Source organism: Mycobacterium kubicae, assembly GCF_015689175.1.
GTDB classification, from domain to species: domain Bacteria; phylum Actinomycetota; class Actinomycetes; order Mycobacteriales; family Mycobacteriaceae; genus Mycobacterium; species Mycobacterium kubicae.
In genome coordinates this window covers 2569206-2595205 of the sequence record NZ_CP065047.1, presented here as the reverse complement: position 1 = coordinate 2595205, position 26000 = coordinate 2569206, and the positions used below count along the sequence as shown (strand labels likewise).

General features: G+C 66.9%; 15 protein-coding genes. 2 read left to right on the top strand and 13 right to left on the bottom strand.

Annotation, left to right across the window (positions count from 1 at the left end; all coding sequences use genetic code 11):
• Positions 1 to 23: 23 nt before the first annotated feature.
• The 9 genes from I2456_RS12225 to I2456_RS12185 form a co-directional block, all read right to left on the bottom strand.
• Positions 24 to 7127: a PE family protein gene (locus tag I2456_RS12225; protein WP_174814183.1), complete on the bottom strand. Its 7104-nt coding sequence runs from the start codon at positions 7125 to 7127 to the stop codon at positions 24 to 26.
• Positions 7128 to 7481: 354 nt separating this feature from the next.
• Positions 7482 to 7820 carry a hypothetical protein gene (locus I2456_RS28895; RefSeq protein ID WP_176603531.1) on the bottom strand — a complete coding sequence of 113 codons (339 nt, stop codon included), beginning with the start codon at positions 7818 to 7820 and terminating at the stop codon, positions 7482 to 7484.
• Between the two features lie 8 nt (positions 7821 to 7828).
• Positions 7829 to 9664 (bottom strand): PE family protein, encoded by a 1836-nt coding sequence (locus I2456_RS12215; RefSeq protein ID WP_085073120.1) that lies wholly within the window; start codon positions 9662 to 9664, stop codon positions 7829 to 7831.
• A 174-nt stretch (positions 9665 to 9838) separates the two neighbouring features.
• On the bottom strand, positions 9839 to 11284 hold the full coding sequence (locus I2456_RS12210) for a PE family protein (RefSeq protein WP_068159303.1): 1446 nt from the start codon (positions 11282 to 11284) through the stop codon (positions 9839 to 9841).
• A gap of 300 nt (positions 11285 to 11584) precedes the next feature.
• Positions 11585 to 13237 (bottom strand): PE family protein, encoded by a 1653-nt coding sequence (locus I2456_RS28890; protein ID WP_085073121.1) that lies wholly within the window; start codon positions 13235 to 13237, stop codon positions 11585 to 11587.
• Positions 13238 to 13414: 177 nt separating this feature from the next.
• A complete protein-coding gene (gene pheT / locus I2456_RS12200; protein ID WP_085073122.1) occupies positions 13415 to 15910 on the bottom strand; it encodes a phenylalanine--tRNA ligase subunit beta in 2496 nt (831 codons plus the stop codon).
• A complete protein-coding gene (pheS, locus tag I2456_RS12195) occupies positions 15910 to 16959 on the bottom strand; it encodes a phenylalanine--tRNA ligase subunit alpha (protein ID WP_068026232.1) in 1050 nt (349 codons plus the stop codon). Before pheS ends, pheT begins: the two co-directional genes overlap by 1 nt.
• Before the next feature lie 200 nt (positions 16960 to 17159).
• Positions 17160 to 17966, bottom strand: coding sequence for a rhomboid-like protein (locus tag I2456_RS12190; RefSeq protein WP_068159205.1), 807 nt, complete (start codon positions 17964 to 17966; stop codon positions 17160 to 17162).
• A gap of 9 nt (positions 17967 to 17975) precedes the next feature.
• On the bottom strand, positions 17976 to 18830 hold the full coding sequence (locus tag I2456_RS12185) for an adenylate/guanylate cyclase domain-containing protein (protein WP_277395766.1): 855 nt from the start codon (positions 18828 to 18830) through the stop codon (positions 17976 to 17978).
• Positions 18831 to 19099: 269 nt separating this feature from the next.
• Here I2456_RS12185 and I2456_RS12180 point away from each other — a divergent pair, with 269 nt between their 5' ends.
• A complete protein-coding gene (locus I2456_RS12180; protein ID WP_085073145.1) occupies positions 19100 to 20152 on the top strand; it encodes an oxygenase MpaB family protein in 1053 nt (350 codons plus the stop codon).
• On the opposite strand, the gene I2456_RS12175 is transcribed toward I2456_RS12180, so the two are convergent.
• The 4 genes from I2456_RS12175 to infC all read right to left on the bottom strand — a co-directional run bounded on the left by I2456_RS12175 (position 20149) and on the right by infC (position 22217).
• Positions 20149 to 20925 carry a TrmH family RNA methyltransferase gene (locus tag I2456_RS12175; protein WP_085073123.1) on the bottom strand — a complete coding sequence of 259 codons (777 nt, stop codon included), beginning with the start codon at positions 20923 to 20925 and terminating at the stop codon, positions 20149 to 20151. The two genes, I2456_RS12180 and I2456_RS12175, sit on opposite strands and share 4 nt — an antisense overlap.
• Before the next feature lie 8 nt (positions 20926 to 20933).
• A complete protein-coding gene (gene rplT / locus I2456_RS12170; RefSeq protein ID WP_068026243.1) occupies positions 20934 to 21323 on the bottom strand; it encodes a 50S ribosomal protein L20 in 390 nt (129 codons plus the stop codon).
• A 70-nt stretch (positions 21324 to 21393) separates the two neighbouring features.
• A complete protein-coding gene (gene rpmI, locus I2456_RS12165) occupies positions 21394 to 21588 on the bottom strand; it encodes a 50S ribosomal protein L35 (RefSeq protein WP_067409096.1) in 195 nt (64 codons plus the stop codon).
• A gap of 47 nt (positions 21589 to 21635) precedes the next feature.
• Entirely contained in the window at positions 21636 to 22217 is a 582-nt protein-coding gene (gene infC / locus I2456_RS12160; protein ID WP_082952081.1) for a translation initiation factor IF-3, read from the bottom strand.
• Between the two features lie 433 nt (positions 22218 to 22650).
• Between infC and lysX the strand changes: the two genes are divergently transcribed.
• On the top strand, positions 22651 to 25977 hold the full coding sequence (gene lysX, locus I2456_RS12155; RefSeq protein ID WP_186246633.1) for a bifunctional lysylphosphatidylglycerol synthetase/lysine--tRNA ligase LysX: 3327 nt from the start codon (positions 22651 to 22653) through the stop codon (positions 25975 to 25977).
• The last annotated feature ends 23 nt before the right edge of the window (positions 25978 to 26000 follow it).

Below are 26000 nucleotides of genomic sequence, written 5' to 3'. Positions count from 1 at the left end.
AGCCCTCGATGACGTGACAGCGCCTAGCCGATGTTGACCCCGAAGCTCGCGCTCAGCGCGGCCTGGATGGCCAGTTGCAGGTTCGCCAGGGCAGCGCTCACGCTGGCGGCCAGCCCCAGCGCACCGGCATCCAGGGACGTGAGGATCGCCCCACCGGTCTGAGCAAGCCCCGCGATCGCGTTCGTAACGCCCGTAGCGAGCGCGACGCCGGTCTGTGCCAGGGCCGGGGCCGTGACACCGAGGCTGGCCCCCAGGGCGCCGCTCAGTGCCGAACCCACCTCGAGGACGGTGTTGCGCCAGATCCCCATCAGCGCTTCACCGGTCTGCAGCAGTCCGGAAGCGCCCGCGCCCAGGCTGCCTGCCAGAGCCTCACCGGTGTTGACCAGCCCCAGAAGCCCTGAGCCGAAGCCAGCGGCAAGGCTCTGACCCGTCTGCGCCAGCCCGGTCACCAACCCCGTCAAAGCGTTGTTGATGCCCGCCCCGAACATCGCGTTGAGCGACGCTGAGATGTTGGCGCTCAGGTTGGTCGAGAGCAACTGGTTCAGCAGCGCCCCGAGGTTCTGCCCGGTCTGAACGAGCGCATTCAACCCGCCAGCGAAGTTGGCTGCCAGGGTGCTGGCCAACGTTCCGCCGGTCTGCAGCAGGCCGTTGAGGCCGCCGTTGAACGCCGCGATCAGAGCCGGCAGTCCACCGCCGAGGTTGGCCTGCAACGCCGCACTCAGCTGGGCTGCCAACGTCGGCAAGCTGATGCCACCTGACAGCGCGGCCGCGAAGTTCTGGCCGAGCTGGATCAGGCCGTTCAGACCGCCGCCGAAGGTGGCCGCCAGGTTGGCCGCGAAGTTCTGCCCGAGCTGAGCCAAGCCGTTCAGACCGCCGTTGAGGGCCGCCACCAGCGCCGGGAAGGACCCGCCGAAGCTGGCCTGCAGTGCAGCGCTGAGGGAGGCCGCCAGGGCGGGCAGGCTGAAGCCGCCGGCCAGGTTGGCCAGGAAGACCTGGCCGGCCTGGATGAGGCCGTTCAGACCGCCACCGAAGGTCGCCGCCAGGTTGGCCGCCAGGTTCTGCGCGGCCTGGGCCAGCCCGGCCAGGTTGGCGTTGAAGCTGGCCACCAGCGCCGGGAAGTTGGCACCCAGGTTGGCCTGCAGCGCAGCGCTGATGGATGCCGCCAGGTTGGGCAGGTTGAAGCTGCCACTCAACGCGGCGCCCAGGTTCTGCGCCGCCTGGAGGAATCCGTTCAGGCCGCCACCGAAGCTGGCTGCGAGGTTGGCAGCCAGCGCCTGACCGGATTGGATCAACCCGTTCAGACCGCCGGTGAACGCTGCCACCAGGGCCGGGAAGTTGGCCCCGAAGTTGGCCTGCAAGGCGGCGCTGATCTGCGCGGCCAGCGCCGGCAGGTTGAAGCCGCCCGAGAATGCCGCCCCCAGGTTCTGCAGCGCCTGCAGGAACCCGTTCAAGCCGCCCCCGAAGGTCGCCGCCAGGTTGGCCGCGAAGTTCTGCGCGGCCTGGGCCAGCCCGGCCAGGTTCGCGTTGAAGCTGGCAACCAAGGCCGGGAAGTTGGCACCGAAGCTGGCCTGCAGCGCCGCGCTGATCGAGGCCGCCAGGTTGGGCAGGCTGAAGCTGCCCGCCAACGCGGCCGCGAAGTTCTGCGCGGCGTTGATCAGGCCGTTCAGACCGCCACCGAACGTCGCCGCCAGGTTGGCCGCGATGTTCTGCCCCAGCTGAGCCAGGTTGTTCAGGCTGCCGGTGAACGCCGCAACCAGATCGGGGAAGGAACCACCGAAGCTGGCCTGCAGCGCCGCACTGATCGATGCGGCCAGGTTGGGCAGGCTGAAGCTCGCGGCCAGGTTGGCTGCGAAGTTCTGCCCCAGCTGAACCAGTCCGGTGAAGCCACCGTTGATCGCGTTGACCAAGGCCGGGAAGTTGAACACCGCCGCCAGGTTGGTGGCGAAGTTCTGTCCCAGTTGCGCCAAGCCGTTGAGGCCACCGGTGAGGGTTGCCACCAACTGCGGGAAGTTGGCGCCCAGGTTGGCCTGCAAGGCAGCGCTGATCGAGGCGGCCAGGTTGGGCAGGCTGAAGCTACCCGCCAACGTGGCACCCAGGTTCTGCGCCGCGGTGATCAAGCCGTTCAGACCACCGCCGAACGTCGCCGCCAGGTTGGCCGCAATGTTCTGTCCCAGCTGGGCCAAGTTGTTCAAACCGCCGGTGAACGCCGCCACCAACGCCGGGAAGTTGGCGCCCAGGTTGGCCTGCAAGGCAGCGCTGATCGAGGCGGCCAGGTTGGGCAGGCTGAAGCTACCCGCCAACGTGGCACCCAGGTTCTGCGCCGCGGTGATCAAGCCGTTCAGACCGCCACCGAAGGTCGCCGCCAGGTTGGCCGCCAAGTTCTGCGCGGCCTGAGCCAGCCCGGCCAGGTTCGCGTTGAAGCTGGCCACCAAAGCCGGGAAGTTGGCACCGAAGCTGGCCTGCAGAGCAGCGCTGATCGACGCGGCCAGGTTAGGCAGGTTCAAGCTGCCCGAGAACGCGGCACCCAAGTTCTGCAAGGCCTGCAGGAACCCGTTCAAGCCGCCACCGAACGTCGCCGCCAGGTTGGCCGCCAGGGCCTGACCGGTTTGAATCAGCCCGTTCAGGCCACCGGTGAACGCTGCCACCAGGGCCGGGAACGATCCACCGAAGCTGGCCTGCAGAGCGGCGCTGATCTGCGCGGCCAACGCCGGCAAGCTGAAGCCGCCCGACAGTGCAGCCGCGATGTTCTGCGCCGCGTTGATCAGCCCGTTCAGACCGCCACCGAAGGTCGCTGCCAAGTTGGCCGCCAACGCCTGACCCGTCTGGACCAATCCGTTGAGACCGCCGGTGAAGGCCGCCACCAGGGCCGGGAAGTTGGCCCCGAAGTTGGCCTGCAAGGCGGCGCTGATCTGCGCGGCCAGCGCCGGCAGGTTGAAGCCGCCCGAGAATGCCGCCCCCAGGTTCTGCAGCGCCTGCAGGAACCCGTTGAAGCCGCCGCCGAAGGTCGCCGCCAGGTTGGCCGCGAAGTTCTGCGCGGCCTGGGCCAGCCCGGCCAGGTTCGCGTTGAAGCTGGCAACCAGCGCCGGGAAGTTGGCACCGAAGCTGGCCTGCAGCGCCGCGCTGATCGAGGCCGCCAGGTTGGGCAGGCTGAAGCTGCCCGCCAACGCGGCACCGATGTTCTGCGCGGCGTTGATCAGGCCGTTCAGACCGCCGCCGAAGGTGGCCGCTAGGTTGGCCGCGATGTTCTGCCCCAGCTGGGCCAGACCGTTGAGGCCACCGTTGATCGCCGCGACAAGCGCCGGGAAGTTGGCGCCGAGGCTGGCCTGCAACATCGCGTTGATGGTCGCGCTCAGGCTGGGCAGGCTGAAGCTGGCAGCCAGACTTGCCGCCAGGTTCTGCCCCAGTTGGACCAGCCCGTTGAAGCCACCGTTCAAGGCCGCCACCAGCGCGGGGGCGTTGAAGGCTGCCGCCAGGTTGGCCGCCACATTCTGTGCGGTGGTGACCAGCCCGTTCAGCCCGGCGTTGAGCGCCGCTGCCAGCGCGGGGGCGTTGAAGGCCGCCGCCAGGTTGGCCGCGACGTTCTGCCCCAGCTGGACCAGCCCGTTGAGTCCGCCGGTGAGTGCCGCGGCCAGCTGCGGGAAGTTCGCTCCCAGGCTGGCTTGGATTGCGGCGCTGAACGACGCGGCGAGGTTCGGCAGGCTGAAGCTGCCGGCCAGCGCGGCCGCGAAGTTCTGCGCCGCGTTGAGGAAGCCGGTCAGACCGCCGCCGAAGGTGGCCGCCAAGTTGGCCGCGATGTTCTGCCCCAGTTGGGCCAGCCCGTTGAGGCTTCCGGTGAAGGCCGCCACCAACGCCGGGAAGTTCGCCCCGAAGCTGGCCTGCAACGCCGCATTGATGGTGGCGGCCAGGTTCGGCAGGCTGAAGCCGCCTGAGAACGCGGCACCCAAGTTCTGCAAGGCCTGCAGGAACCCGTTCAAGCCGCCACCGAACGTCGCCGCCAGGTTGGCCGCCAGGTTCTGCGCCGCCTGGGCCAGTCCGGCCAGGTTCGCGTTGAAGCTGGCAATCAGCGCCGGGAAGTTGGTGCCGAAGCTGGCCTGCAGAGCAGCGCTGATCGACGCGGCCAGGTTAGGCAGGTTGAAGCCGCCCGAGAACGCGGCACCCAGGTTCTGCAAGGCCTGCAGGAACCCGTTCAAGCCGCCACCGAAGGTCGCCGCCAGGTTGGCCGCCAGCGCCTGACCGGTTTGAATCAACCCGTTCAGGCCACCGTTGAACGCGGCGATCAGGGCCGGGACCGAGCCGCCGAAGCTGGCTTGCAGAGCAGCACTCAGCTGGGCCGCCAGGGCGGGCAGGCTGAGGCTTCCGGTCAGGGCAGCCGCAAAGTTCTGGCCGAGCTGGATCAGCCCGTTGAGGCCGCCGAGGTTAGCCGCCAGATTGGCCGCCAGCGCCTGACCGGTTTGAATCAACCCGTTCAGGCCACCGTTGAATGCCGCCACCAGGTCCGGGAAGGCTCCGCCGAAGCTGGCCTGCAGGGCAGCACTGAGGTTCGCGGCCAGGTTGGGCAGGCTGAAGGCGCCGCCCAGGGCCGCGGCGAAGTTCTGCGCCGCGGTGAGGAACCCGTTCAGACCGCCACCGAATGCGGCGGTCAAGTTGGCCGCGAGGTTCTGGCCGAGCTGAGCGAGCCCGTTCAGGCTGCCGTTGAATGCCGCCACCAGCGCCGGGAAGTTAGCGCCGAAGTTGGCCTGCAGAGCAGCGCTCAACGACGCCGCCAGCGCCGGCAGGCTGAAGCTGCCGGCCAGGTTGGCCGCAAGCGTCTGACCTGCCTGGATGAGGCCGTTCAGGCCACCACCGAAGGCGTTTGCCAGGTTGGCCGCCAGGTTCTGCGCGGCCTGGGCCAGCCCGGTGAGGTTGGCGTTCAAGCTCGCAACCAATGCCGGGAAGTTGGTGCCGAAGCTGGCCTGCAACGCCGCGCTGAGCGACGCTGCCAGGTTGGGCAGGCTGAAGCTTCCAGCCAGGCTTGCCGCGAAGTTATTGCCCAGCTGTAGCAGCCCATTGAACCCACCGTTGAAGGCGTTGATCAATGCTGGGAAGTTGAATGCCGCCGCCAGATTGGCCGCGAAGTTCTGGCCTAGCTGAGCCAGCCCGTTGATGCCACCGGTGAGCGCCGCCACCAGCTGTGGGAACGACGCTCCGAAGTTGGCCTGCAGCGTCGCGCTCAGCTGAGCGGCCAGCGCCGGCAAGCTGATCCCACCGGAGAGGGCGGCCGCGAAGTTCTGACCCAGCTGGGCCAGCGCGTTCAGTCCGCCACCGAGGTTGGCCGCCAGGTTGGCAGCCAGTGTCTGACCGGTCTGGACCAGGCCGTTCAAGCCACCGTTGAGGGCCGCCACCAACGCCGGGAAGTTGGCGCCGAAGTTGGCCTGCAGGGTGGCGCTCAATTGCGCCGCCAGCGCCGGCAAGCTGATGCCACCGGTCAGGGCCGCCGCGAAGTTCTGACCCAGCTGCGCCAGGCCGTTCAGCCCGCCAGCCAGATTCGCCGCCAGGTTCGCCGCCAGCGTTTCACCGGTCTGGACCAACCCGTTGAGACCACCGTTGAGGGCGGCCACCAGAGCCGGGAAGTTGCCACCGAAGTTGGCCTGCAACGCCGCGCTCAATTGCGCGGCCAAGGCCGGCAGGCTGAACCCGCCGGACAGCGCCGCGGCCAAGTTCTGACCCGTCTGGATCAGCGCGTTGAGCCCGCCACCGAAGTTGGTCGCCAAGGTCGCTGCGAGCGTCTGACCGGTCTGGACCAGCCCGTTCAGGCCACCGTTGAGCGCGGCCACCAGAGCGGGGAAGTTGGCGCCGAGGTTGCCCTGCAACACCGCGCTCAGTTGCGCGGCCAGAGTCGGCAGGCTGATGCCACCGGTCAGGACGGCGGCGAAGTTCTGGCCCAGCTGTGCCAGTCCGTTGAGACCGCCGCCCAGGTTGGCCGCCAGGTTCGCGGCCAGCGTCTGACCCGTCTGGACCAGCCCGTTCAGACCACCGTTGAGGGCGGCTACCAGAGCCGGGAAGTTGCCGCCCAGGTTGGCCTGCAACGCCGCGCTCAGCTGTGCGGCGAGCGTCGGCAGGTTGATCCCACCGCTCAGCAGCGCCGCGAAGTTCTGACCCAGCTGCGCCAAACCGTTCAGCCCGCCACCGAGGTTGGCCGCCAGGTTGGCCGCCAAGGCCTGTCCGGTGTCGATGAGGCCGTTGATACCACCGCTGAAGGCAGCGACCAGCGCCGGGAAGTTAGCGCCGAGGTTGCCCGAGAGGGCGGCGCTGAGCTGCGCCGAGATGGCCGGCAGGTTGGCACCGAAGTTGGCGACCAGGTTGCCGCCGGTTTGGGCCAAGGCGGCCAGCCCGTTGGTGAAGCCGCCGATGAGGTTGGTGCTCAGCGTCTGGCCGGTCTGGACGAGTCCGCCCAGGCCGCTGTTGAACGCGGCGATCAGCTCTGGCAGACCGAGGTTCAAGTTGCCCGAAAGGTTGACTCCCAGGGAGGCGCTCAACTGAGCGCCCAAGTTTGCCGCTTGCTGCAAGGCCGCGTTCGCCTGCGCGCTCAGGTTGGCGCCGGCGGTCGACAGCAACGCGCCGAAGCCTTGCAGGTTCTGCCCGGCATTGACGATCGCCTGACCGGTCTGGGCGACTACCGTCCCGAAACCGCTCGTCAGTGCGCCGCCGGTTTGCAGTGCGAAACCGGAGATGCCCGCGGTGAACGCCCTGCCCAGGTTGCCGAGGGCCTCGAGGGCGAGTTCGACGTTCAAGCCGGCCGACAGGCCGCCGCTGAGGTTGCCACCGATCGCGGCGGCGGCGCCCGGGCTGGCCAGCAGGGCTGCGCCGTTGACGATTTCGGACTCCAGGTAGGAGGCCGCGCCGCCACTCAGCAGCTTCACGAACTCGCCATGGAAGGCGGACGCTTGCGTGCTGACCGCCTGGTACTCCTCACCGAAGGTGCCGAACAGAGCCGCGATCGCGGCTGACACTTCGTCTTCGGCGGCAGGTACCAGCCGTGTGATGACTCCCGCTGCGGCCTGATTGACCTCGGCTAGCGACGTGTTGATCCCAGCGAGACTCTGAGCCGCAGCTTCGACAGCTTCCGGCATTACGAGCACAAGTGACATGTCCATCTCCCCTAATGACCCAAATGAACCATGTGATCCGATGACCCCAAGATCATCGAAGCACAAGTGCGCAGTCGTTTTGCCCAAAAACGCGGATACATAAACGGGCAATTTTCACAAATTTTTCAACCGCGGCTCGAGGCGTTTGCGCAGCTCAGAGCATACGAATAGGTGAAGGCAGCGCCTAAGGTCTCGACGCGTGCAGCGCCGGCGCGGGTGCCTTCAACTGGGGTCTGTTGATGCGCAAGCTTATTTGGGGTTGCGACATTTCACTGGGTTTTCGCCAGATCCGTTGGATTCATAGGAACGACCCGCCGAGGTGGTTGCGAAGCAGAGCGGCGCAGCTTGCGGCCATCAGGAGCCGTCGCTGCCACGCGCGCCGGACTCACCGGAGGCGCCGGGTTGGCCGTGCGCTCCGGGTGGGTTGCCCTCCCCGCCTCGTCCTCCAGGTCCCCCAGTCCCGCCGATACCGCCGGGTCCGCCGGCGCCACCTGCACCGCCGGCACCGCCGGCGCCGCCGGCACCACCTGCGCCGCCCCGACCGCCCATGCCGCCGCGGCCCCCGGCTCCGCCTTGGCCCCCTTTACCACCGTGGCCGCCGGCTGTCCCGGGTTGGCCGGGAGCACCGTCCTGGCCGTCGGCCCCGGGCTGGCCGGGCTCGCCGTCGGCGCCGCTGTGCGCAGTGTTGGTCACTGACGGGCCTAGTTGGCGATCGCGTCGGCGAGGGTGCGGAAGCCGGTGTTGGCCAGGAGTTGGGCCAATCCGCCGAACTTCGTGCCGCCGAGCGTGAGGTCGATGGGAATCTGAATGCCTAGCAGGTCCAGCGGCACCGTGGCAGTTATGGCGTGCGGCGGAACGATCAGACCGTTGAACGGCAAGTGCACCTCGACCGGCACGTTGATGTCCAGTCCGAGCAAGCTGAAGCTCACCGGAAGCGGCAAGTTCACGATGGCTTCGCCGTTGAGCAGTCCGTCCAGCACGTAGGCGGGCGCGTCGATAAGACCGCTGAGCACTTGCAAAGGATTGCCCGTCGCGATGCCGCTGCCGATCACCGTTCCTGCCGTCGCGAGTCCATTGAGCCCGGCGACCGGCGTCCCCGCTACGCCGAAGAGCAGCTGCAACGGCAGGCCGAAGTTCGCGCCGAGCTGCAACTGCGGAGTCGGAAGTAGCGATCCCGAGATCGTCGTCGACACGCTCGTATCGGCAAGGGCGGTGAAGAACCGGCCCAGGTTGGCCGTCATCTGCGCCGGAATCGAGTGGGCGGGCATCAGCGTGCTGGCCCCGAGTATCTGCTGACCCGGAAGGCTCAGCACGGGGAACAGATCGCCCACCGGACCCACGAGTTTGATGTCGGCCAGATTGCTGGTGTCGAAGCCACTCAAGAAGACATTGAGGACGGCCCTGGTCCCGTCGCTGACCGCCAGGTTGTACTGCCCAGCGGCGATGTCTTGGCCGACCACCGACCAGTCGGCCGGGAACTTGGCCAGGTTGATCTGCAGGTCGCGGCTGAAGGCGGCAAACGACGTGTTGAGCGTCTGGAAGCTGCCCAGGGTGCCGTTGGCGAAGGTCTGCGCGTAGTAGGCCGGGTTGAAGGCCGCGAGAGTCTGCACGCCGTTTTGGATGGTCTGCGGGAGATTCGCGATCTCGGTGGGCAAGTTCTGGAAGGCCAGCGCGAGGTCCCGGCCGGTCAGGTAGGCGTAGCCCTGCTGATTGGCGATGACCTGCCGCAGCAACGGGAACGGATCGGCACCGAACGCGGCGCCAAGTGCCTGCAGGTTGGCTGAGGTGTGGAGGAAGAGCTGCTGCCACGCGCCCCCAAAGGCGGGAATGGCCGGCGCGCCCCCGGTCTGCGGGAAAAGCCCCGGCAGCAGGACTTGAAGCGGGTTGGTGAACAGGCTGCCGTTGATCAATGCCGACACGGTGTTGCCGAACTGCTGGCCGATACCGTTAAACAACGGGCCCAACGGTCCGCCGCCGATCAGCGAGCTCAAGATGCCGTTGCCGCCGATGAGCGGGCCGAGCAAGCCGCCGGTGCCGCCGAACAGGATCGGGTCGAGTATTCCGCCGCTACCGCCGAGCAGTCCGCCCAGGCCGCCGAGGAGGCCGCCGCCAGTGCCGCCACCGAGGACCGGCACTTCGGGCAGACCGGGAATTCCGAGGAGCGGCGCTGCCGCGGGAACCAGCGCCGCGGCGGCCGATGGCCCCAGCAGCGTCTGCGCAGGAGCGTTGACCACGTTGAGCAGGTTTTGCTCGGCGTTGGCCAGTTCAGTGCTCAGGTATGCGACCGCGCCGCCGTTCAGTAACCGCACGAACTCGGCGTGAAACGCGGCTGCCTGGGCGTTGATGGCCTGAAAATCTTGGCCGAAAGTGCCGAAAAGGCGGGAAACCGCCGCCGATATCTCATCGGCGGCCGCCGCGGCCACTTGGGTCGTCGGAGCCGCCGCCGCAGCGGCCGCCTCACTCAGAGCCGACTGAATGCCGGACAAATTGCCTGCCGCCGCGATCACTGCTCCCGAATCGGCGATTACATACGACACAGCAATCTCCTCTCGACGCAGCGCAGCACGCGCTCACCCGGTCGCTATTCAACCCAAACCCAATAAGGACCCTTACTCGGGTTCCCTCCGCAGCGCAATAGATTCCGCCGATGTGGTCGACGCCTTGGTTGCCAAGCGGCGGAAGTGATAGCGGCGTTGGCTGCTGCGCGGCGGCTACCCCACCGGCTTGATGACAGTGGCCAGCTGTCCTGAGGCACTCAGCAGACCGGGAAGCAGTCCACCAAACTGCGTGCCGCCCAACGGGATCTCCTGTGTGATGGGCGGTCCGATCAGGTGCACCACCGCCGTTGCCACGACTGGCTTGGCCGGAGCGAGGATGCCGCCAATCGGGATGGCGGCGGTCAGGGATTGCGTTCCCGCGACCGGCGACAGCGAAGTCGGCAAAGCCAGCGTGATAGCGCCTTGACCGTTCAAAAAGCCGTTGGCGATGACGGCAGGTGCGTCGACCAAGGCCCCGAATGCGCCGGCAGCATCACCTGCTTGGAGCGCGTTGAGGAATGTGGTGCCGCTTTGCAGCGCCGCCTGCGCTGACAGAATCGGCGCCCCGAGCGCATCCAAAGCCAGCGTCAACGGCAGGCCCGTCGTGAATGACGGATTGACCAGCGAAATGTTGGTGGTGATCGACGCATCCGTCATCGTCTTGAGGACGTTGGTCATGTTCTGCGAAATGACACCGGGGATAGCGGCGATCGGGAGCAGGTCGCCCAAGGCGCCTTCCAGCGTGACGGTTGGAACGTTGCTGTAATCGAACCCGGTGAAAACCAGGTTCAAATAGCCCTTTCCCAAGGCTTGAGCAGCGGCGCTGACGTCGCCCGCGGCGAGGGCTTGCAACGTTGCCTGATAAGCCGCCGGGAGCGCGGCCAGGCCCGCGCCGAAGTCGTGGGCGGCGCTTTGAAGAGCTGAGCCGAACGTTTGGGCATAGGACTGCTGGTTGGCGATGACCTGGGCGAGGAACGGCGCCGGATTGGCCGACCACGTCTGGTTCAGCAACGCCAGATTCGCCTGCGTAGTGGCGAACAGGCTTTGGTACGCACCACCGACAGCAAGCGGGCCCGTGGCTGCTGGGCGAAGCAGTGCCGGTGACCCGAACAATGCCGACTGTGCGCCTAACAGCGGTGCCGACACGGCCTGCACATCCGCGGCGACGCTGCCAGCCAGCAAGGACGCAGCACCGCCGCGCGATGCACTGGACAACGCATTCTTGACGCTGGCCCTAAGCGCGGCGGCGCCGGCATTCATACCGTCGGCGCCTTTCGCGGCTTGCGCCAATAGTGCTTGGGCGGGTGCGTTAATTGCGTGCAGCAGGTTTTGCTCCGCGTTTGCTATCTCGGTCGTGAGGTAAGCGTTCGCACTGCTGTTCAGCAATCGCACAAATTCGTCGTGAAACGCGGACGCTTGCGCATTGAGACTTTGGAATTGGTGACCATACGAACCGAAGAACTGTGAGACTGCTGCCGAAATATCGTCGGCGGCCGCCGCGGCAACGCTTGAAGTGGGGCCCGCCGCCGCGGCCGCCGCATCACCGAGTAAAGACCGAATACCGGCCAAATTGCCGGCGGCTGCGGTCAATGCTTCTGGCGCAGTGGTCAAATACGACATCATCGGCTCCCTCGACACCCCCGACGGCAATAAAGGTGAGAGTGGGAGCCTAGCCAGGCAAAGTGTTAACCGGAAGGAAATTGCGCGTTTTGTTATCGGAGCGCCCGCTGGGGGGCCGCTCGTCGGTCAGGGCGTATCGAATGCCGAGAGTGCATTCCTGGCTTTCAGTGTGCGGCCGTGGCGGCCGATCACCGCATATCGCTGCCTGGACGCTCACTCGGATGCGCTGTGGCACAGCCGATCCCGCGGCCGAGCTCGTCGGCCCGCCGAGCAGCGCTGGCGGGCCGACATCGGTGACTACTAGAAGATGAATTGCGGCAGAATCGGCGGCGGCAGCGCAATCGCCTGCGCCAGTTGCGACCCGAAGCTCAGGAAGCCGGGAATGATGCCACCAATCTGCGTGCCGGGAACCGGGCCTAAGCCACCACCGAGGTTGATCGGGCTTAGCGGAGTGAGCAGACCCCCTAGCGGCAGTTCGGCCGTCGAGGTCAAGGCGGTGACCGGAAAACCACCGGCTGTGACATTTATCGTCAGCGCCGGCAAGTCGATCAGCGTTTGCCCGTTGAGGAAGCCGTTGGCGACGTTCGCCGGAGCGGTTAGGAAAGCCGCTGCCGCGCCTGCTAAGTCACCGGTTTGTACCGCACTCGCCAATGCTGTGGCGCTTGAATTCGCTGCGCTCAACGCGTTGATCGGCGCGCCGATGCCGTCAAAAAGAACCTGCAGAGGTAATCCGAAAGTCACACCAAGATTTCCCGGATTGAATGTCGCACCGAAATCTGTGACCGTCGTCAGCACGTTGGTGAAGTTCTGCGCCATCAGCGCCGGGATGGAACCGGCCGGCAACAGGTTGGTGAAGTTCTGCGCCATCTGGCCCGGAATGGCGAGGATCGGCGCGAGGTCCCCTAGTGGTCCCAACGGGGTGATAGCCAGCGGCACGGCTGTCGGCGACCCGAGCTCGCTGATGTCGATGCTCAGCTGCTGGAAACCAGGTAGGAAGACGTTCTGGACACCCTGACTGACGGCGTTCACCGCACCCTGGAAGTCACCGGCGATAAGCGCGTTCCCGGCCGTTTGGAAAGCCGAGGGCAACCCGAGCAGGCCGTTGCCGAGGTCTTGGGCGGCACTTTGCAGCCCGGTGGCAATCGTCTGGGCGTATCCGACCTGGTTGGTGATGAACTGCTGCACCAACGGCGCCGGATTGAAGGAGAGCAGCTGTTGGACGCCGGCCTGGACGGTTGCTGGAAGGTTGGCCAACTCGGCGGGAAGGTTCGTGATGCCCGTTCCGATCGCGTTGGCGATCGTCTGGCCGTACAAGATCTGGTTGTTGACGAGTTGGTGCAGGAAGGGAAATGGGTTGGCGCCGAACGTGTTTTCGATCGCCTGCAAGTTGTTGACCGTATTGGCGACCAGCGCCTGATACGGGGCGGCAACCGTCGCGCCAAAGGCGTTCGCATTGTTGATCAGCGCCGGCAACCCGCCAGTCAGCGCATCGCCGCCGGTGGTCTCGAGTGCGCTGAGCAGACTTGACACCCCGGGCACGCCACTGATGCCGCCGGTGAGCGCCTGCACGCCCGCTTGGATCTGACCGGTCAAGGCAGCGCCGCCGCCGAGCAACGGCTGACCGAGGAAAGCCTCGACGGGCGCAACCGCAGCGCTCAGCAGCGTCTGGGTGCCCGCGGCTTCAGCGCTGGCATAGGCGCCGGCACCTGCATTGAGCAGGCTGACAAACTCCTCGTGGAAGGCCGCGGCCTGGGCGTGGAGCGCCTGGAACTCCTGGCCGTGCGCACCGAAAAGCTGGGAAATCGCCGCGGATACTTCATCGGCGCCAGCCGCCACCAAGTTCGTGGTCGGGGCCGCCGCCGCGGCAGTGGCCGTGCTCAACGCTGAGCGGATTCCAGCCAGGTCCTGAGCCGCCGCCTCGAGCAATTGGGGCGCCGCGGACACAAACGACATTACGTCTCCTCTCGACCCCCCGGTCTCCTCTTTGGCCCCCCGCACAGTGACCGCCGGTCACCACGACTGAGAATGTAATGACTGGCAGTCACTAAGACAACCAATATAAATGGCTGTGAGTCAACTCACAGGAAACTGTGCGGAAGCTCGCCTCAACGGCCCAGCTCAACCGCTAAGTCAGCCGCGCAACGCGGCCCCGACGCGGTCGGCGGCGCAGCGCACCGCGGCGTCACGGGCCGCGCTGGCGTCGTCCTCGGTGAGCGTGCGATCCTTCGCGCGGAAGCGCAACGAGAAGGTCAGCGATTTGCGTCCTTCCCCGATCTGCGGGCCCGCGAACACGTCATACAGCTGCACGTCTTCCAGCAGTTCGCCCGCCCCGTGGCGCACCGCGTCCAGCACCGATTGCGCGGGAACATCGGCGGACACCACCAAGCTGACATCCTGGAACACCGCGGGAAACGGAGACACCTTAGGCGCCGGCAGCGTTTCTACGATCGGGATCGCGTCGAGATTCAATTCCAAGGCGCAGGTGCCTTTCGGCAGTCCGGCGCGCTCGATGACGGCGGGATGCAGCTGGCCAGCGTGACCGATCGAAACGTCACCGATGAGCACCTCCGCACACCTGCCCGGATGCCACGGCAAGTACTGCGCCGCTTGCAACGTCAGGTCAACCCCGCTGGCGCGGGCGATGATTCGCACGGCCTCGAACGCGTCCCACGCCTGAGCCGGACGACCGGGACCCCAGGGCCCGCGCGGTTCGCGCAGCCCGGCCAACACCGCCGCCACGTGCTGGGGTTGCCGGGGCAGCGAGGCGTCGAGCAGCGCGATCTCGGCATCGGAGGGCCGCCGGTGCACCGGGATCAGTTCGACGCCGCGCGTCTGGTCGGTGGGTCGGACCACCTGGGCGACGGCGAACAACGCGACATCGACGAGTCCGCGAGAAACGTTGCGGTGCAACGCTTCCAGCAGTCCCGGGAGCAGGGTGGTAGCCAGCTGCGGCCGGTCCGCCTCCAACGGGTTGACCACGTCGGTGGTGGCGCGTCGCGCGTCGTCGTCCGGCAGTCCCCACAAGTCGAACACACCCGCCGGCAGAAACGGCGTCGGCAGGATCTCGACGAAGCCCGACTGCGCCAACGACTTGCCGACCGCCCGGCGACGCTTCTGCACCGCGGTGAGCCCTCGGCCCGCCGGCGCGGACGGCAGCACCGACGGCACGACTTCCAACCCTTCCAGCCGCAGGACCTCCTCGACCAGGTCGGCCGGCTGGACCAGGTCGGGCCGCCAACTGGGCGGCGTCACCGTCACCGTGTCACCGTCCGGTACCACCGCGGCGCCGATCTGGGTCAGGCGGCGGGCGGTCGTCCCGGGCGGATACGCCACACCGGCAAACCGGTCCGGCAGGTCGACGTCGATGCGGATCGGCGGCATCGACCAGTCCTGGCGCGGCGGGTCGCCACGCCAATCGGTCAGGCTGGGCGACACCGCTCCCCCGGCGATGTCGGCGAGCAGCGCGGCACACCGGTCCAGCGCGACGACGCTGATGGCGGGGTCGACGGCGCGCTCGTAGCGGCGGGCCGCCTCGCTGGGCAAATGCAGACGGCGTTGGGTGCGGGAAACCGCCGCGGCATCCCACACCGCCGCCTCGAGCAGCACATCGGTGGAGTCCGCCCGCACTTCGGTGCTGGCCGCGCCCATGACGCCGCCGATCGCAGCGGTCGCGACGTCATCGACGATGAGCACGTCGGCGGGGTCGAGGCGGCGCTCGACGTCGTCGAGGGTGACGACGGTTTCACCGGGCCGGGCAAAACGCACACCCAAGGCGCCGGTGATCCTGTTGCGGTCGTGGGCGTGCATGGGGTGGCCGAGTTCCAGCATCACGTAGTTCGTCACGTCCACCGCCGGCGACGTCGTGCGGATGCCGCACAACAGCAATCGGCGCTGCAACCACCACGGTGACACGGCGGCCGGGTCGATCCCGGTGACAGGCCGCAACGCGAACCGGCGCACGCCGGTCTCGGGTGCGACGCTCAGCGGCCACGCCTCGCCTTCCACCGGAAGCGGCGGCACCACGGCCGCGGAGGCGGGGTCGACGAAGTCCAGGTCATAGGCGCAGGCGATCTCGCGGGCCAAACCGCGCACCGACATCCCGTAGCCGCGGTCGGGGGTGATGGCCAGGTTGAAGACCACGTCGTCGAGACCCAGCACCTGGGCACCGTCGGCACCCGGTGCGGCGGTGCCCGGCGGTAGCACCAGGATGCCGGAATGGTCTGCGCCCAAGCCCAACTCAGCTGCCGAACAGATCATGCCGTCGGAGGGGCGGCCGTAGGTCTTGCGCGAGGTGATGGTGAAGCCACCCGGCAGTGTGGTCCCGGGCAACGCCACCACGACCAGATCACCCACCGCGAAATTCGTTGCGCCACAAACGATGTCTTGCGACGGGCCATTCCCGACGTCCACCACACAGGCCCGGATCGGCTTTTTGAACCCGGTGAGCTCCTCGATTTCGGCGACACGACCCACCGTGAGTGGTCCGTCGACCGGACCAAGGGTGATCACCTCTTCGACCTCGTGGCCGATGCGCACCAGCGCCTGCTCGAGATCGGCGGGGGCGACGTCCCACTCGGGTGCGCCAACGGCGACGACGTCGCGCAGCCAGCTATAGGGAACGCGCATCAGGCGCCCACCCCGAACGGCAACGAGAAGCGGACGTCACCTTCGACCATGTCACGCATGTCGGGAATACCGTTGCGGAACTGCAGAGTTCGTTCCAAACCCATACCGAACGCGAAGCCGGAGTAGACGTCGGGATCAATACCGGCAGCACGCAACACATTTGGATGCACCATTCCGCAACCACCCCACTCGACCCAGTCGGCGCCACCTTTCTTGTTGGCGAACCACACGTCGACCTCGGCCGAGGGTTCGGTGAATGGAAAGAAGTGGGGACGGATCCGGGTGCGGGCCAGCGGCCCGAACTCGGCGCGCGCGAAGGCGTCCAGCGTTCCGCGCAGGTGGGCCATGGTGAGCCCACGGTCCACGGCCAAGCCCTCCACCTGATGAAAGACGGGCGTGTGGGTGGCGTCGAGTTCGTCGGTGCGGAACGTGCGGCCGATCGAGATGATGTAGACCGGCAGCTCGCGCTCCAGCAGCGTGCGCACTTGTACCGGCGAGGTGTGGGTGCGCAGCAGCTGGCGCGAGCCTTCCGGCGCAATGTAGAAAGTGTCCTGTTCGCTGCGGGCGGGGTGATCCGGCGGGAAGTTCAGGGCATCGAAGTTGAACTGCTCGGTCTCGACCTCGGGCCCCTCGGCCAGTTCCCAGCCCATCGCGATAAAGGTGTCGGCGATGTGCTCGGCCAGAATCGTGATCGGGTGACGGGCGCCGAGCGGCTGCCGGGTCGAGGGCAGCGTCACGTCGATGCCTTCGGCCACCAGCACGGCCGCGTCACGCTCGGCGCGCAGCGTCGCCAACCGTTCGTCGTAACTGCGCTGGGCTTCGGTTCGGGCGATGTTCACCCGCTTGCCGGCGTCGGCACGTTCGGCCTTGGGCAGCGTGGCCAGCGCTTGTCGCGCCAACGCCAGGGGCGAGCGGTCACCGAGGTGCTCGGTCTTGATTCGCGCCAGCGCCTCCAAGCTGTCCGCCGCCGCGATGGCCTGCTGCGCGGCGTCGACCGACTTGGCCAATCCTTCCGGTGACAACACGGACTCGACGGGTTGATCACCCACGCGGCGACACTCTCCTTGTCAATCCTTTTCAATGAGGCTGAGCGCCCGCATCGTCGCGAGCGAAGCAGGAGCTGCCTACAAGAGCACTACGTGAGCACTGCCCGCGACGGCGTAGCGCAAAAGCCGATCATAGGTGATGCGGCGCGGCGCGCTTGGTGTGCGCGTTCCGGCGCGGAGAAAGCCGGCGAGTTGGGTGATCCTCAGGCGCTGAGCGCAGGTTGCGCGACCGTGAGCGCCTCATCGGGCGCCGCTGGGCTGCGTCGGTCAGTCCAACGAGCGAACTCGTGGGCTGCCACGGCTCCCAGCGCGCCCAACACCAGGCCGACGCCCATCGCCCACCAGGTGTGGGCCAGCAACAGGAAACCGAATCCTGCCGAACCCAGCAGCATCAAGCAGCGCACCGGCGTCCAGTGAATCGGCCGACGGATCCGGAGGGCAAGCAGGATGCCCAACAGGAGCGCGACCGCGTGACCCGCGTTGGTGAATTCGCCGCCGATGATGGCGGCGGCAACGCTCAGCGAAATCCACCAGCCGATCCACGCCGGCCGCCATCGCCGCGGAATCGCGGCGGTCAGCGCGCCCAGCGCGGCCAGCGCGCCGTAGCTCATCCCGACGTCGCTGGCTCGGGCGATCGACCGCGGCAGCCAGCCGAACTCGACACCCCCGGCCAAAGCGGCCGCCACCACCAGCGTTGCCCCGATGTGACCGACCAGGAATGCGGCGATGAGCCGAATGGTGCGCAGATGCAGCTCGACCAACGCCAGCAGGCAGGTCAGGAACGGCATCCAGAAGTACAGCGGACCCGCCTCGACGACGAAGGCGCTGCCCAGCAGCGTCAGCAGGCGCCCGTGCGCCAGGTTGTGCAGGTTGGTGCTGGCATGCCGAATCAGCCGGTCGTGCGCCTGGGGACTGAGCATCAGAATGGTAGTGCTGACGGCAGCCAACGAGGCGACATATCCGACGGTGAACCACACCCGGCCGAGCCGGGAGAAGAAAGCCGAAATCATCGCCTTCCACTATGCATCTGCGTTTGTCTCATCTTTGTTAGCGGAAGCTGTCAAATCCCTATTAGTTCTGAGCCGGTAGATCGCCAGGTCCGGCGGGATCCCGGTCAATTTGCTGGCGAACATGGGTTTGCGGGCCCGCTTGGCGACGACGCCCAACTCGTCCAATTCGTTCTGCGAGATGAGGTCGAGGGTGGGGCTGGAGATCATGATGCCGCCTTTGGTGGCGCGTTCCATCACGCGCGCGGCGATGTTGACGTCGACACCCAGCCAATCCGCACCCAACCGCTGCGGGCGCCCGGTGTGGATGCCGACGCGCATCCGGGGGGTGTAACCGTCCACTTCGACCGACTTCACCGCGTCGCGCGCGTTGACCACGGCTCGCACCGCGACGCTGGGATTACGGAACACCGCCATGATCCCGTCGCCCATACGCTTGACGATGTGTCCGCCGGCGTCCAACAGCGGCGGCTCGACGGCGCGGGCCACCTGCCGGAGCAACGTCAGGGCGGCATCGTCGCCGGCCTGCAGCGACCAGCTGGAGAACCCGACCAGATCGGTGAAGACCAGTGTCACCTCGGGATTTGCCGGCCGACGGGAAACGGCTTCGGTCAACGCCTGCCAGACCTGCAAGACACTCAGGCTGACCTCGCGCGAAGCCGCGTCGCGGTCCCCCAGCAGCCGGTCGGCGGCGCGGGCCGCCGCACGCGGGCCGCCATCGCCGGCGGTGGACAACGGATCGCCGAATTCGGGGTCTCCGGGCAAAAGCCGGCGTGCACGGCGAATGAAGTCGACAACGCCTGGATTGTGATTGGTGGAGCGCAACCACTTCGCCGGGGACCGGGTCCGATCGCCTCTTTCCGCCACCGCGGTCGCTGAGGCTGTCGAATCACCCGCCACGCCGGGCTCCGAATCGTCAGACTCGACCTCCACCTGGCCAGGGTAGGTGCTGTTGGTTGACGCAGGCAACGACACTATTGACGGTTGTGTCACAGCTCGCACGGAACGCGCTGATCACGCCGTGGCGGCAGCGCTATTGAGACTGAGTAACGCCCGCGCGGGGCATAATCGGAAATGGTAGACAACGTGCGTTGTCAACGCATATCGTGAGCCCAGGGACGCGCATGGAGGCCGTGATGACTGTTGTACCAACGACATCCGCGGAGCCGCTCGGTCCGGGGTCACTGACCTGGAAGTACTTCGGCGACCTGCGCACCGGCATGATGGGCATCTGGATCGGCGCCCTGCAGAACATGTATCCCGAACTCGGCGCGGGCGTAGAAGAGCACTCGATCCTGCTGCGTGAGCCGTTGCAACGGGTCGCCAGGTCGGTGTACCCGATCATGGGCGTGGTCTACGACGGCGACCGGGCGGCCAACACCGGTCAGCAGATCAAGAGTTACCACCGCACCATCAAGGGCGTCGACGCCCAGGGGCGTCGCTATCACGCGCTGAATCCCGAGACGTTCTACTGGGCGCACGCGACGTTCTTCATGCTCGTGATCAAGGTGGCCGAGTACTTCTGTGGTGGCCTGACCGAGGCCGAGAAGCGACAGTTGTTCGACGAGCACGTGCAGTGGTACCGCATGTACGGGATGAGCATGCGCCCGGTGCCCAAAAGCTGGGAGGAATTCCAGGAGTATTGGGAGCGGGTCGGTCGCGATGAGCTGGAGATCAACCAGGCGACCCTGGATATCTTCCAGATCCGCATCCCGAAGCCGAAGTTCGTGCTGATCCCCACCCCGATCTGGGACCAGATGTTCAAGCCGCTGGTGGCCGGTCAGCGCTGGATCGCCGCCGGACTGTTCGAGCCGGCCATCCGGGAGAAGGCCGGCATGCATTGGACGCCGGGCGACGAGGTGCTGCTGCGCCTGTTCGGCAAGTTGATCGAGTTGGCGTTCCTGGCGGTGCCCGACGAGATCCGGCTGCACCCGCGGGCGCTGGCCGCCTACCGGCGCGCCGAAGGACGCATCCCCACCGATGCGCCATTGGTCGAGGCGCCGGCCTTCATGGGCCCGCCCCGGGACCGGCGAGGGCTACCCATGCATTACTTCCCGCCGGGCCCCCGCTCTCCCCTCGACCCCGCGCGGGCGATCATGGAGCGCGCCGGATCGCTGGTCCACGGCACGTTGTCGCTGGCTGGGCTGCGCTCCGGCCGGGGGCCCAAGAAGGGCCCGCGGGCCGCCTAGGAAGGCTTGACGACGCCCAACGCCCGGGCGCTCTGATACAGACAAATCGCGGCGGCGGCCGCCACATTGAGGCTTTCCGCGCCGCCGGCCATCGGGATGCGCACCCGCCGATCGGCGGCGGCAGCGATGTCGGCGGGCAAGCCGTGGGATTCCGGCCCGAACACCCATGCCGTCGGGGCGGTGAGATCGGCGTCGTCGAGCAACGTTTCGCCGTCCACGGTCGTCGCGAGCACTTGCAGACCCGCCGACTGGACGGCGGCGAGGGCCGCGTCGGTTTCCGGCGCAACCACGACGGGGATGGCGAAGATGCTGCCGGTCGACGCGCGCAGGCACTTGCCGTTGTACGGGTCGACGCTGTGTCCGGCGAGGATCACGCCCGCGGCACCCATGGCGTCGGCAATGCGGATCACCGTCCCGGCGTTGCCGGGCTCGTTGATATCGACGGCAACGACGAGCAGTTGCGGTGCGGTCGCCAGCACGTCGTGCAGGTCGGTCGTCGGCATCTCGCACACCGCGACCAGTCCGGTCGGGGTCACCGTGTCCGACAACGCTTTTGCCGCACGCTCGGTGACCAGATGGACCGGTCCGGTCAACAAGGAGGCAAAGCGTCGGGCCGCGTCCTCGGTGACGAAGAGGTCGCGGACCAGCCCGCGAGCGGACGCGGCTTCGACCAGGTTCGGGCCTTCGGCCAGGAAACGGTTGGCCCGTTGCCGGCCGACGTGACGATGCAATTTGACCGCCGCGACCACCCGGGCCGAGCGTTCGGTGAGCACCTGGAAGGTCAGGCAGCCTCTCCGGACGGCGCGTTGACGTCCTCGGGCAGCGCGGCCCGGGCGACCTCGACGAGCGCGGTGAACGCCGCCGGATCGGTGATCGCAATGTCGGAGAGGTTCTTGCGGTCGACTTCCACACCGGCGGCCTTGAGGCCTTGGATGAGCCGGTTGTAGGTGATGTCGTTGGCACGGGCGGCGGCGTTGATCCGCGAGATCCACAGCTTGCGGAACTCGCCCTTGCGGGCACGGCGGTCGCGGAAGGCGTAGTTCAGCGAATGTAGTTGCTGCTCTTTGGCTTTGCGATAGAGCCGAGACCGCTGGCCGCGATAGCCCTTCGAAGCCTTCAGGACGGAGCGCCGCTTCTTGTGGGCGTTGACTGCCCGCTTCACGCGTGCCATGGATGTTCCTACTCTCGTTGGGACGAAATTTGGTCAGGGCCGGGCGTCAGCCCGGTGTGGCGGTCGCCGCTCAGCCGTTGAGCATCGCGTTGACGCGCTTGGCGTCGTTGGCCGAAACGTCGGTGCGGCCGGCCAGCCGTCGGGTACGCGTGGTGGGTTTGTGCTCGAACAGGTGGCGCCGGTTGGCTTTCTGCCGAACGATTTTCCCGGTCCCGGTGCGCCGGAACCGCTTGGAGGCCCCGCTGTGGGTCTTGGCCTTGGGCATGTTTCCTCTTCTGCTTCTTGATTTCGCCGCCAGCTAGTCGCTGACGGTCAGCTTTCGTCTGCTGTGTCGGTCGGCCCCGCAGCTTCGCCAGGTTGCCGCGCCCGGGCGCGGGTCTTGGCGCCGCGGTGCGGTGCCAGCACCATCGTCATGTTGCGCCCGTCCTGCTTGGCGGAGGTCTCGACGAATCCGTAATCGGCAACGTCAGCGCCCAGCCGCTGCAGCAAGCGGTATCCGAGCTCGGGTCGTGACTGCTCACGTCCGCGGAACATGATGGTGACCTTGACCTTCGACCCGGCCTCCAAGAAGCGGACCACGTGGCCCTTCTTGGTTTCGTAGTCGTGATCGTCGATCTTCGGCCGCAGCTTCTGTTCTTTGACGACGGTCTGCTGCTGGTTTCTGCGCGATTCGCGCGCCTTCTGCGCCGCCTCGTATTTGTACTTGCCGTAGTCCATGATCTTGCAGACCGGCGGCCTGGCGTTCGGGGCCACTTCGACGAGGTCGAGGTCGGCGTCCGCGGCGACGCGGAGTGCGTCTTCGATGCGCACAATGCCTACCTGCTCCCCTCCTGGGCCTATCAGTCGAACCTCAGGTACGCGGATGCGCTCGTTGACGCGGGTCTCAGTGCTGATGGGGCCTCCCTGGTCGGCTTATCTTTCGTCGCGGCCTGCCGGACGGTCCGAAACAGCAGTGGGAGGACACCAAGCCAACGGCAAAAAAGCCCTGCATCAGCAGGGCCCATTGCCGACCGATCGCGGCTTGAGGCTGCTCAAGCCGTCTACGCCTCGCGCAGACCAGGCATTGCACGATGCCTGTGACCGGACCGCTAAGCCTTGAAGAACGCTTCGTGACTCGCGGTGGGAGTGGGACTCCACTTAACTGTCCCGAGCCGTGGCCGGGATGGTCGCAACAGCCAGTCTAACAGCCAAGACGGCTCGTACTGACATCTTGCCCGCGCCCGCGGGAGCCCGCGGATCCCCCGCACGCGGAAAACGCGTCGGCGCAACGGGGGGATCGTCAGGAATTTCCGAGTTTCAACGAATATCCTCGCGGTCTGTGACCCTCATGAAGCCTCGCTCCAGGAGCAGGCCGGCGTCCCGGTATCACTGGGTTCCTCCGACCGCCGGCTGGATTGTCGGAGTCATCGCGACCTTGTCGTTGTTGGCAAGCGTGTCGCCGCTGATCCGTTGGCTCATCAAGGTCCCGCGCGAGTTCATCAACAGCTACCTGTTCAACTTCCCCGACACCAGCTTCGCCTGGTCCTTCGTGCTGGCGCTGCTGGCCGCCGCCCTGGCCGCGCGCAAACGGATCGCCTGGCTGCTGCTGCTGGGCAACATGGTCATCGCTGCCGGGCTGAACGTCGGGGACATCGTCGCGGGTGGAAACACCGCCGCGGAAAGCTTCGGCGAGAACCTGGGGTTCGCGTTCCATCTGGTGGCGATCGTGCTGCTGGTGCTGAGCTACCGGGAATTCTGGGCCAAGGTCCGCCGGGGCGCGCTGTTCAAGGCGGCGGCGACGCTGGTGGTCGGCGGCGTCATCGGCATTCTCGCGTCGTGGGGGCTGGTCGAGATGTTCCCGGGAACGCTCGCGCCGCAAGACCGGTTGCCCTACGTCGCCAACCGGGTCGTCGGGTTCAGCCTCGCCGATCCGGACTTGTTCACCGGCCGACCGCATGTCTTCCTCAACGCGATCTTCGGTTTGTTCGGCGCGTTCGCGTTGATCGCGGCGACGATCGTGCTGTTTCAGTCGCAACGCGCGGAAAATGCGCTGACCGGCGAGGACGAGTCGGCCATCCGCGGCTTGCTCGAACTGTGGGGAAAGAACGACTCACTGGGATACTTCGCCACCCGCCGCGACAAATCGGTGGTGTTCGCGCCCAGCGGCCGCGCGGCCGTCACCTATCGCGTTGAAATCGGTGTCTGTCTGGCCAGCGGTGACCCGGTGGGCGACCCTCGGGCTTGGCGCGCCGCCGTCGACGCGTGGCTGGAGCTGTGCCAGACCTACGGCTGGACACCCGGCGTGATGGGAACCAGTTCCCAAGGCGCGCAGACGTATCGGGAAGCCGGCCTCAACGCGCTGGAGTTGGGTGACGAGGCGATCCTGCATCCCTCGGAGTTCAAGCTGTCCGGGCCGGAGATGCGCGGCGTACGCCAAGCCGTGACGCGGGCGCGCCGGGCCGGCTTGACCGTGCGGATCCGACGGCACCGCGACATCTCCACCGAGGAGATGGCCGAAACCATCAGGCGCGCCGACGCGTGGCGCGACACTGAGTCGGAGCGCGGGTTCTCGATGGCGCTGGGCCGGTTGGGCGACCCGGCGGATTCCGATTGTCTGCTGGTGGAGGCCGTCGACCCGGCCGACCAGGTGGTGGCCATCCTGTCGTTGGTGCCGTGGGGATCCACCGGCGTCTCGCTGGACGTGATGCGCCGTTCCCGGCAATCCCCCAACGGCACCATCGAACTCATGGTCAGCGAGCTCGCGCTGCACGCGGAAACTTCTGGGATCACCCGCATCTCGTTGAACTTCGCGATGTTCCGGGCCGCCTTCGAACAAGGCGAACAACTCGGTGCCGGTCCGATTGCGCGGCTGTGGCGGGGGCTGCTTATCTTCTTCTCTCGGTGGTGGCAGCTCGAGACGCTGTACCGCTCGAACATGAAGTACCAGCCCGAATGGGTGCCCCGGTACGCCTGCTACGACGACGCCCGGTCGGTGCCCAAGGTGGGCGTCGCCTCGGCTTTGGCCGAGGGGTTCCTCAGTATGCCGTTCAGTCGGCGCGACAAGTCGCACACCGGTCACCATCCCGCCGTCCCGGAACGGTTGGCGGCCAGCGGCCTGTTGCACCCCGACGGCTCGGCGCCGGACGTCAGTGGCCTCAAACCGGCCGAGGGCATCAATGGCGACGAGCTCGTCGGTCGCCGCCTGCCCGAGCAGGTGCGGGTTCGGCTGAACAAGTTGCAGAACCTGCGCAATAACGGCGTCGACGCCTACCCGGTGGGCCAATCGCCCAGCCATACCGTCGCACAGGCGATGGATGCGGACGATCAGGACACCATTTCGGTGTCTGGACGCATCTTGCGAGTACGCAACTACGGCGGTGTGCTGTTCGCTCATCTTCGTGACTGGTCCGGCGAATTCCAAGTGTTGCTTGACAATTCGCGGTTGGAGCAGGGGCGGGCCGCCGACTTCAACGCGGCGATCGACCTGGGTGACCTGGTGGAGATGACCGGGCACATGGGTTCGAGCAAGACCGGCACCAGATCCCTGATCGTGACGCGCTGGCGGCTGATCGGTAAATGCTTGCGGCCGCTGCCCAACAAGTGGAAAGGGTTGACCGACCCTGAAGCGCGCGTGCGCACCCGCTACGTCGACCTTGCGGTCAACGCCGAGTCGCGAACGCTGATCACCGCGCGCAGCGCCGTGTTGCGATCGGTGCGAGAGACGCTGTTCGGCAAGGGCTTCATCGAAGTGGAGACCCCGATGCTGCAGCAGATCCACGGCGGGGCGACCGCGCGGCCGTTCATGACGCACATCAACGCCTATTCGCTAGACCTGTTCCTGCGCATCGCGCCCGAGTTGTACCTGAAGCGCTTGTGCGTCGGCGGCGTGGAGCGCGTCTTCGAACTCGGCCGGGCATTCCGCAACGAAGGTGTCGACTTCAGCCACAACCCCGAGTTCACCCTGCTGGAGGCCTACCAAGCGCACGCCGACTACCGGGTGTGGATCGACGGTTGCCGGGAATTGATCCAGAACGCCGCGGCGGCAGCCAACGGCACACCGACGGTGATGCGGCCTAAGACTCGCGATGATTCCAGCGGCGGAAGCCAACTGGAGCCCGTCGACATCTCGGGGGTGTGGCCGGTGAAGACGGTCCACGACGCCGTCTCGGAAGCGCTCGGTGAGCACATCGACGCCAACACCAGCCTCACGACGCTCCGCAAACTCTGCGACGCCGCGCACATCCCGTACCGGGCGCAATGGGACGCGGGCGCGGTGGTGCTGGAACTGTACGAGCACCTGGTCGAGTCCCGCACCGAGAATCCGACGTTTTACATCGACTTTCCGACGTCGGTGTCCCCGTTGACGCGACCGCACCGCAGCGAGCCGGGCGTGGCCGAACGGTGGGATCTGGTGGCGTGGGGCGTGGAGCTGGGCACCGCTTACAGCGAACTCACCGATCCGGTGGAGCAGCGTCGCCGGCTGCACGAGCAATCGCTGCTGGCGGCCGGCGGTGATCCCGAGGCGATGCAGCTTGACGAGGACTTTTTGCAGGCGATGGAGTATGCGATGCCTCCAACCGGCGGTCTGGGCATGGGCATCGACCGGGTGGTCATGTTGATCACCGGTCGCAGCATCCGGGAGACGTTGCCCTTCCCGCTTGCCAAGCCGCATTAGCTGCGACGCTCGGGGGCTTGCCA

What these genes read in the sequence shown, in the direction of transcription:
- I2456_RS12180 (WP_085073145.1), top strand. Translation starts at nt 19,100, where the DNA reads ATGACTGTTGTACCAACGACATCCGCGGAGCCGCTCGGTCCGGGGTCA.
- rpmI (WP_067409096.1), bottom strand. Translation starts at nt 21,588, where the DNA reads ATGCCCAAGGCCAAGACCCACAGCGGGGCCTCCAAGCGGTTCCGGCGC.
- I2456_RS12210 (WP_068159303.1), bottom strand. Translation starts at nt 11,284, where the DNA reads ATGTCGTATTTGACCACTGCGCCAGAAGCATTGACCGCAGCCGCCGGC.
- I2456_RS12190 (WP_068159205.1), bottom strand. Translation starts at nt 17,966, where the DNA reads ATGATTTCGGCTTTCTTCTCCCGGCTCGGCCGGGTGTGGTTCACCGTC.
- I2456_RS12225 (WP_174814183.1), bottom strand. Translation starts at nt 7,127, where the DNA reads ATGTCACTTGTGCTCGTAATGCCGGAAGCTGTCGAAGCTGCGGCTCAG.
- pheT (WP_085073122.1), bottom strand. Translation starts at nt 15,910, where the DNA reads ATGCGCGTTCCCTATAGCTGGCTGCGCGACGTCGTCGCCGTTGGCGCA.
- I2456_RS28890 (WP_085073121.1), bottom strand. Translation starts at nt 13,237, where the DNA reads ATGTCGTTTGTGTCCGCGGCGCCCCAATTGCTCGAGGCGGCGGCTCAG.
- rplT (WP_068026243.1), bottom strand. Translation starts at nt 21,323, where the DNA reads ATGGCACGCGTGAAGCGGGCAGTCAACGCCCACAAGAAGCGGCGCTCC.
- lysX (WP_186246633.1), top strand. Translation starts at nt 22,651, where the DNA reads ATGAAGCCTCGCTCCAGGAGCAGGCCGGCGTCCCGGTATCACTGGGTT.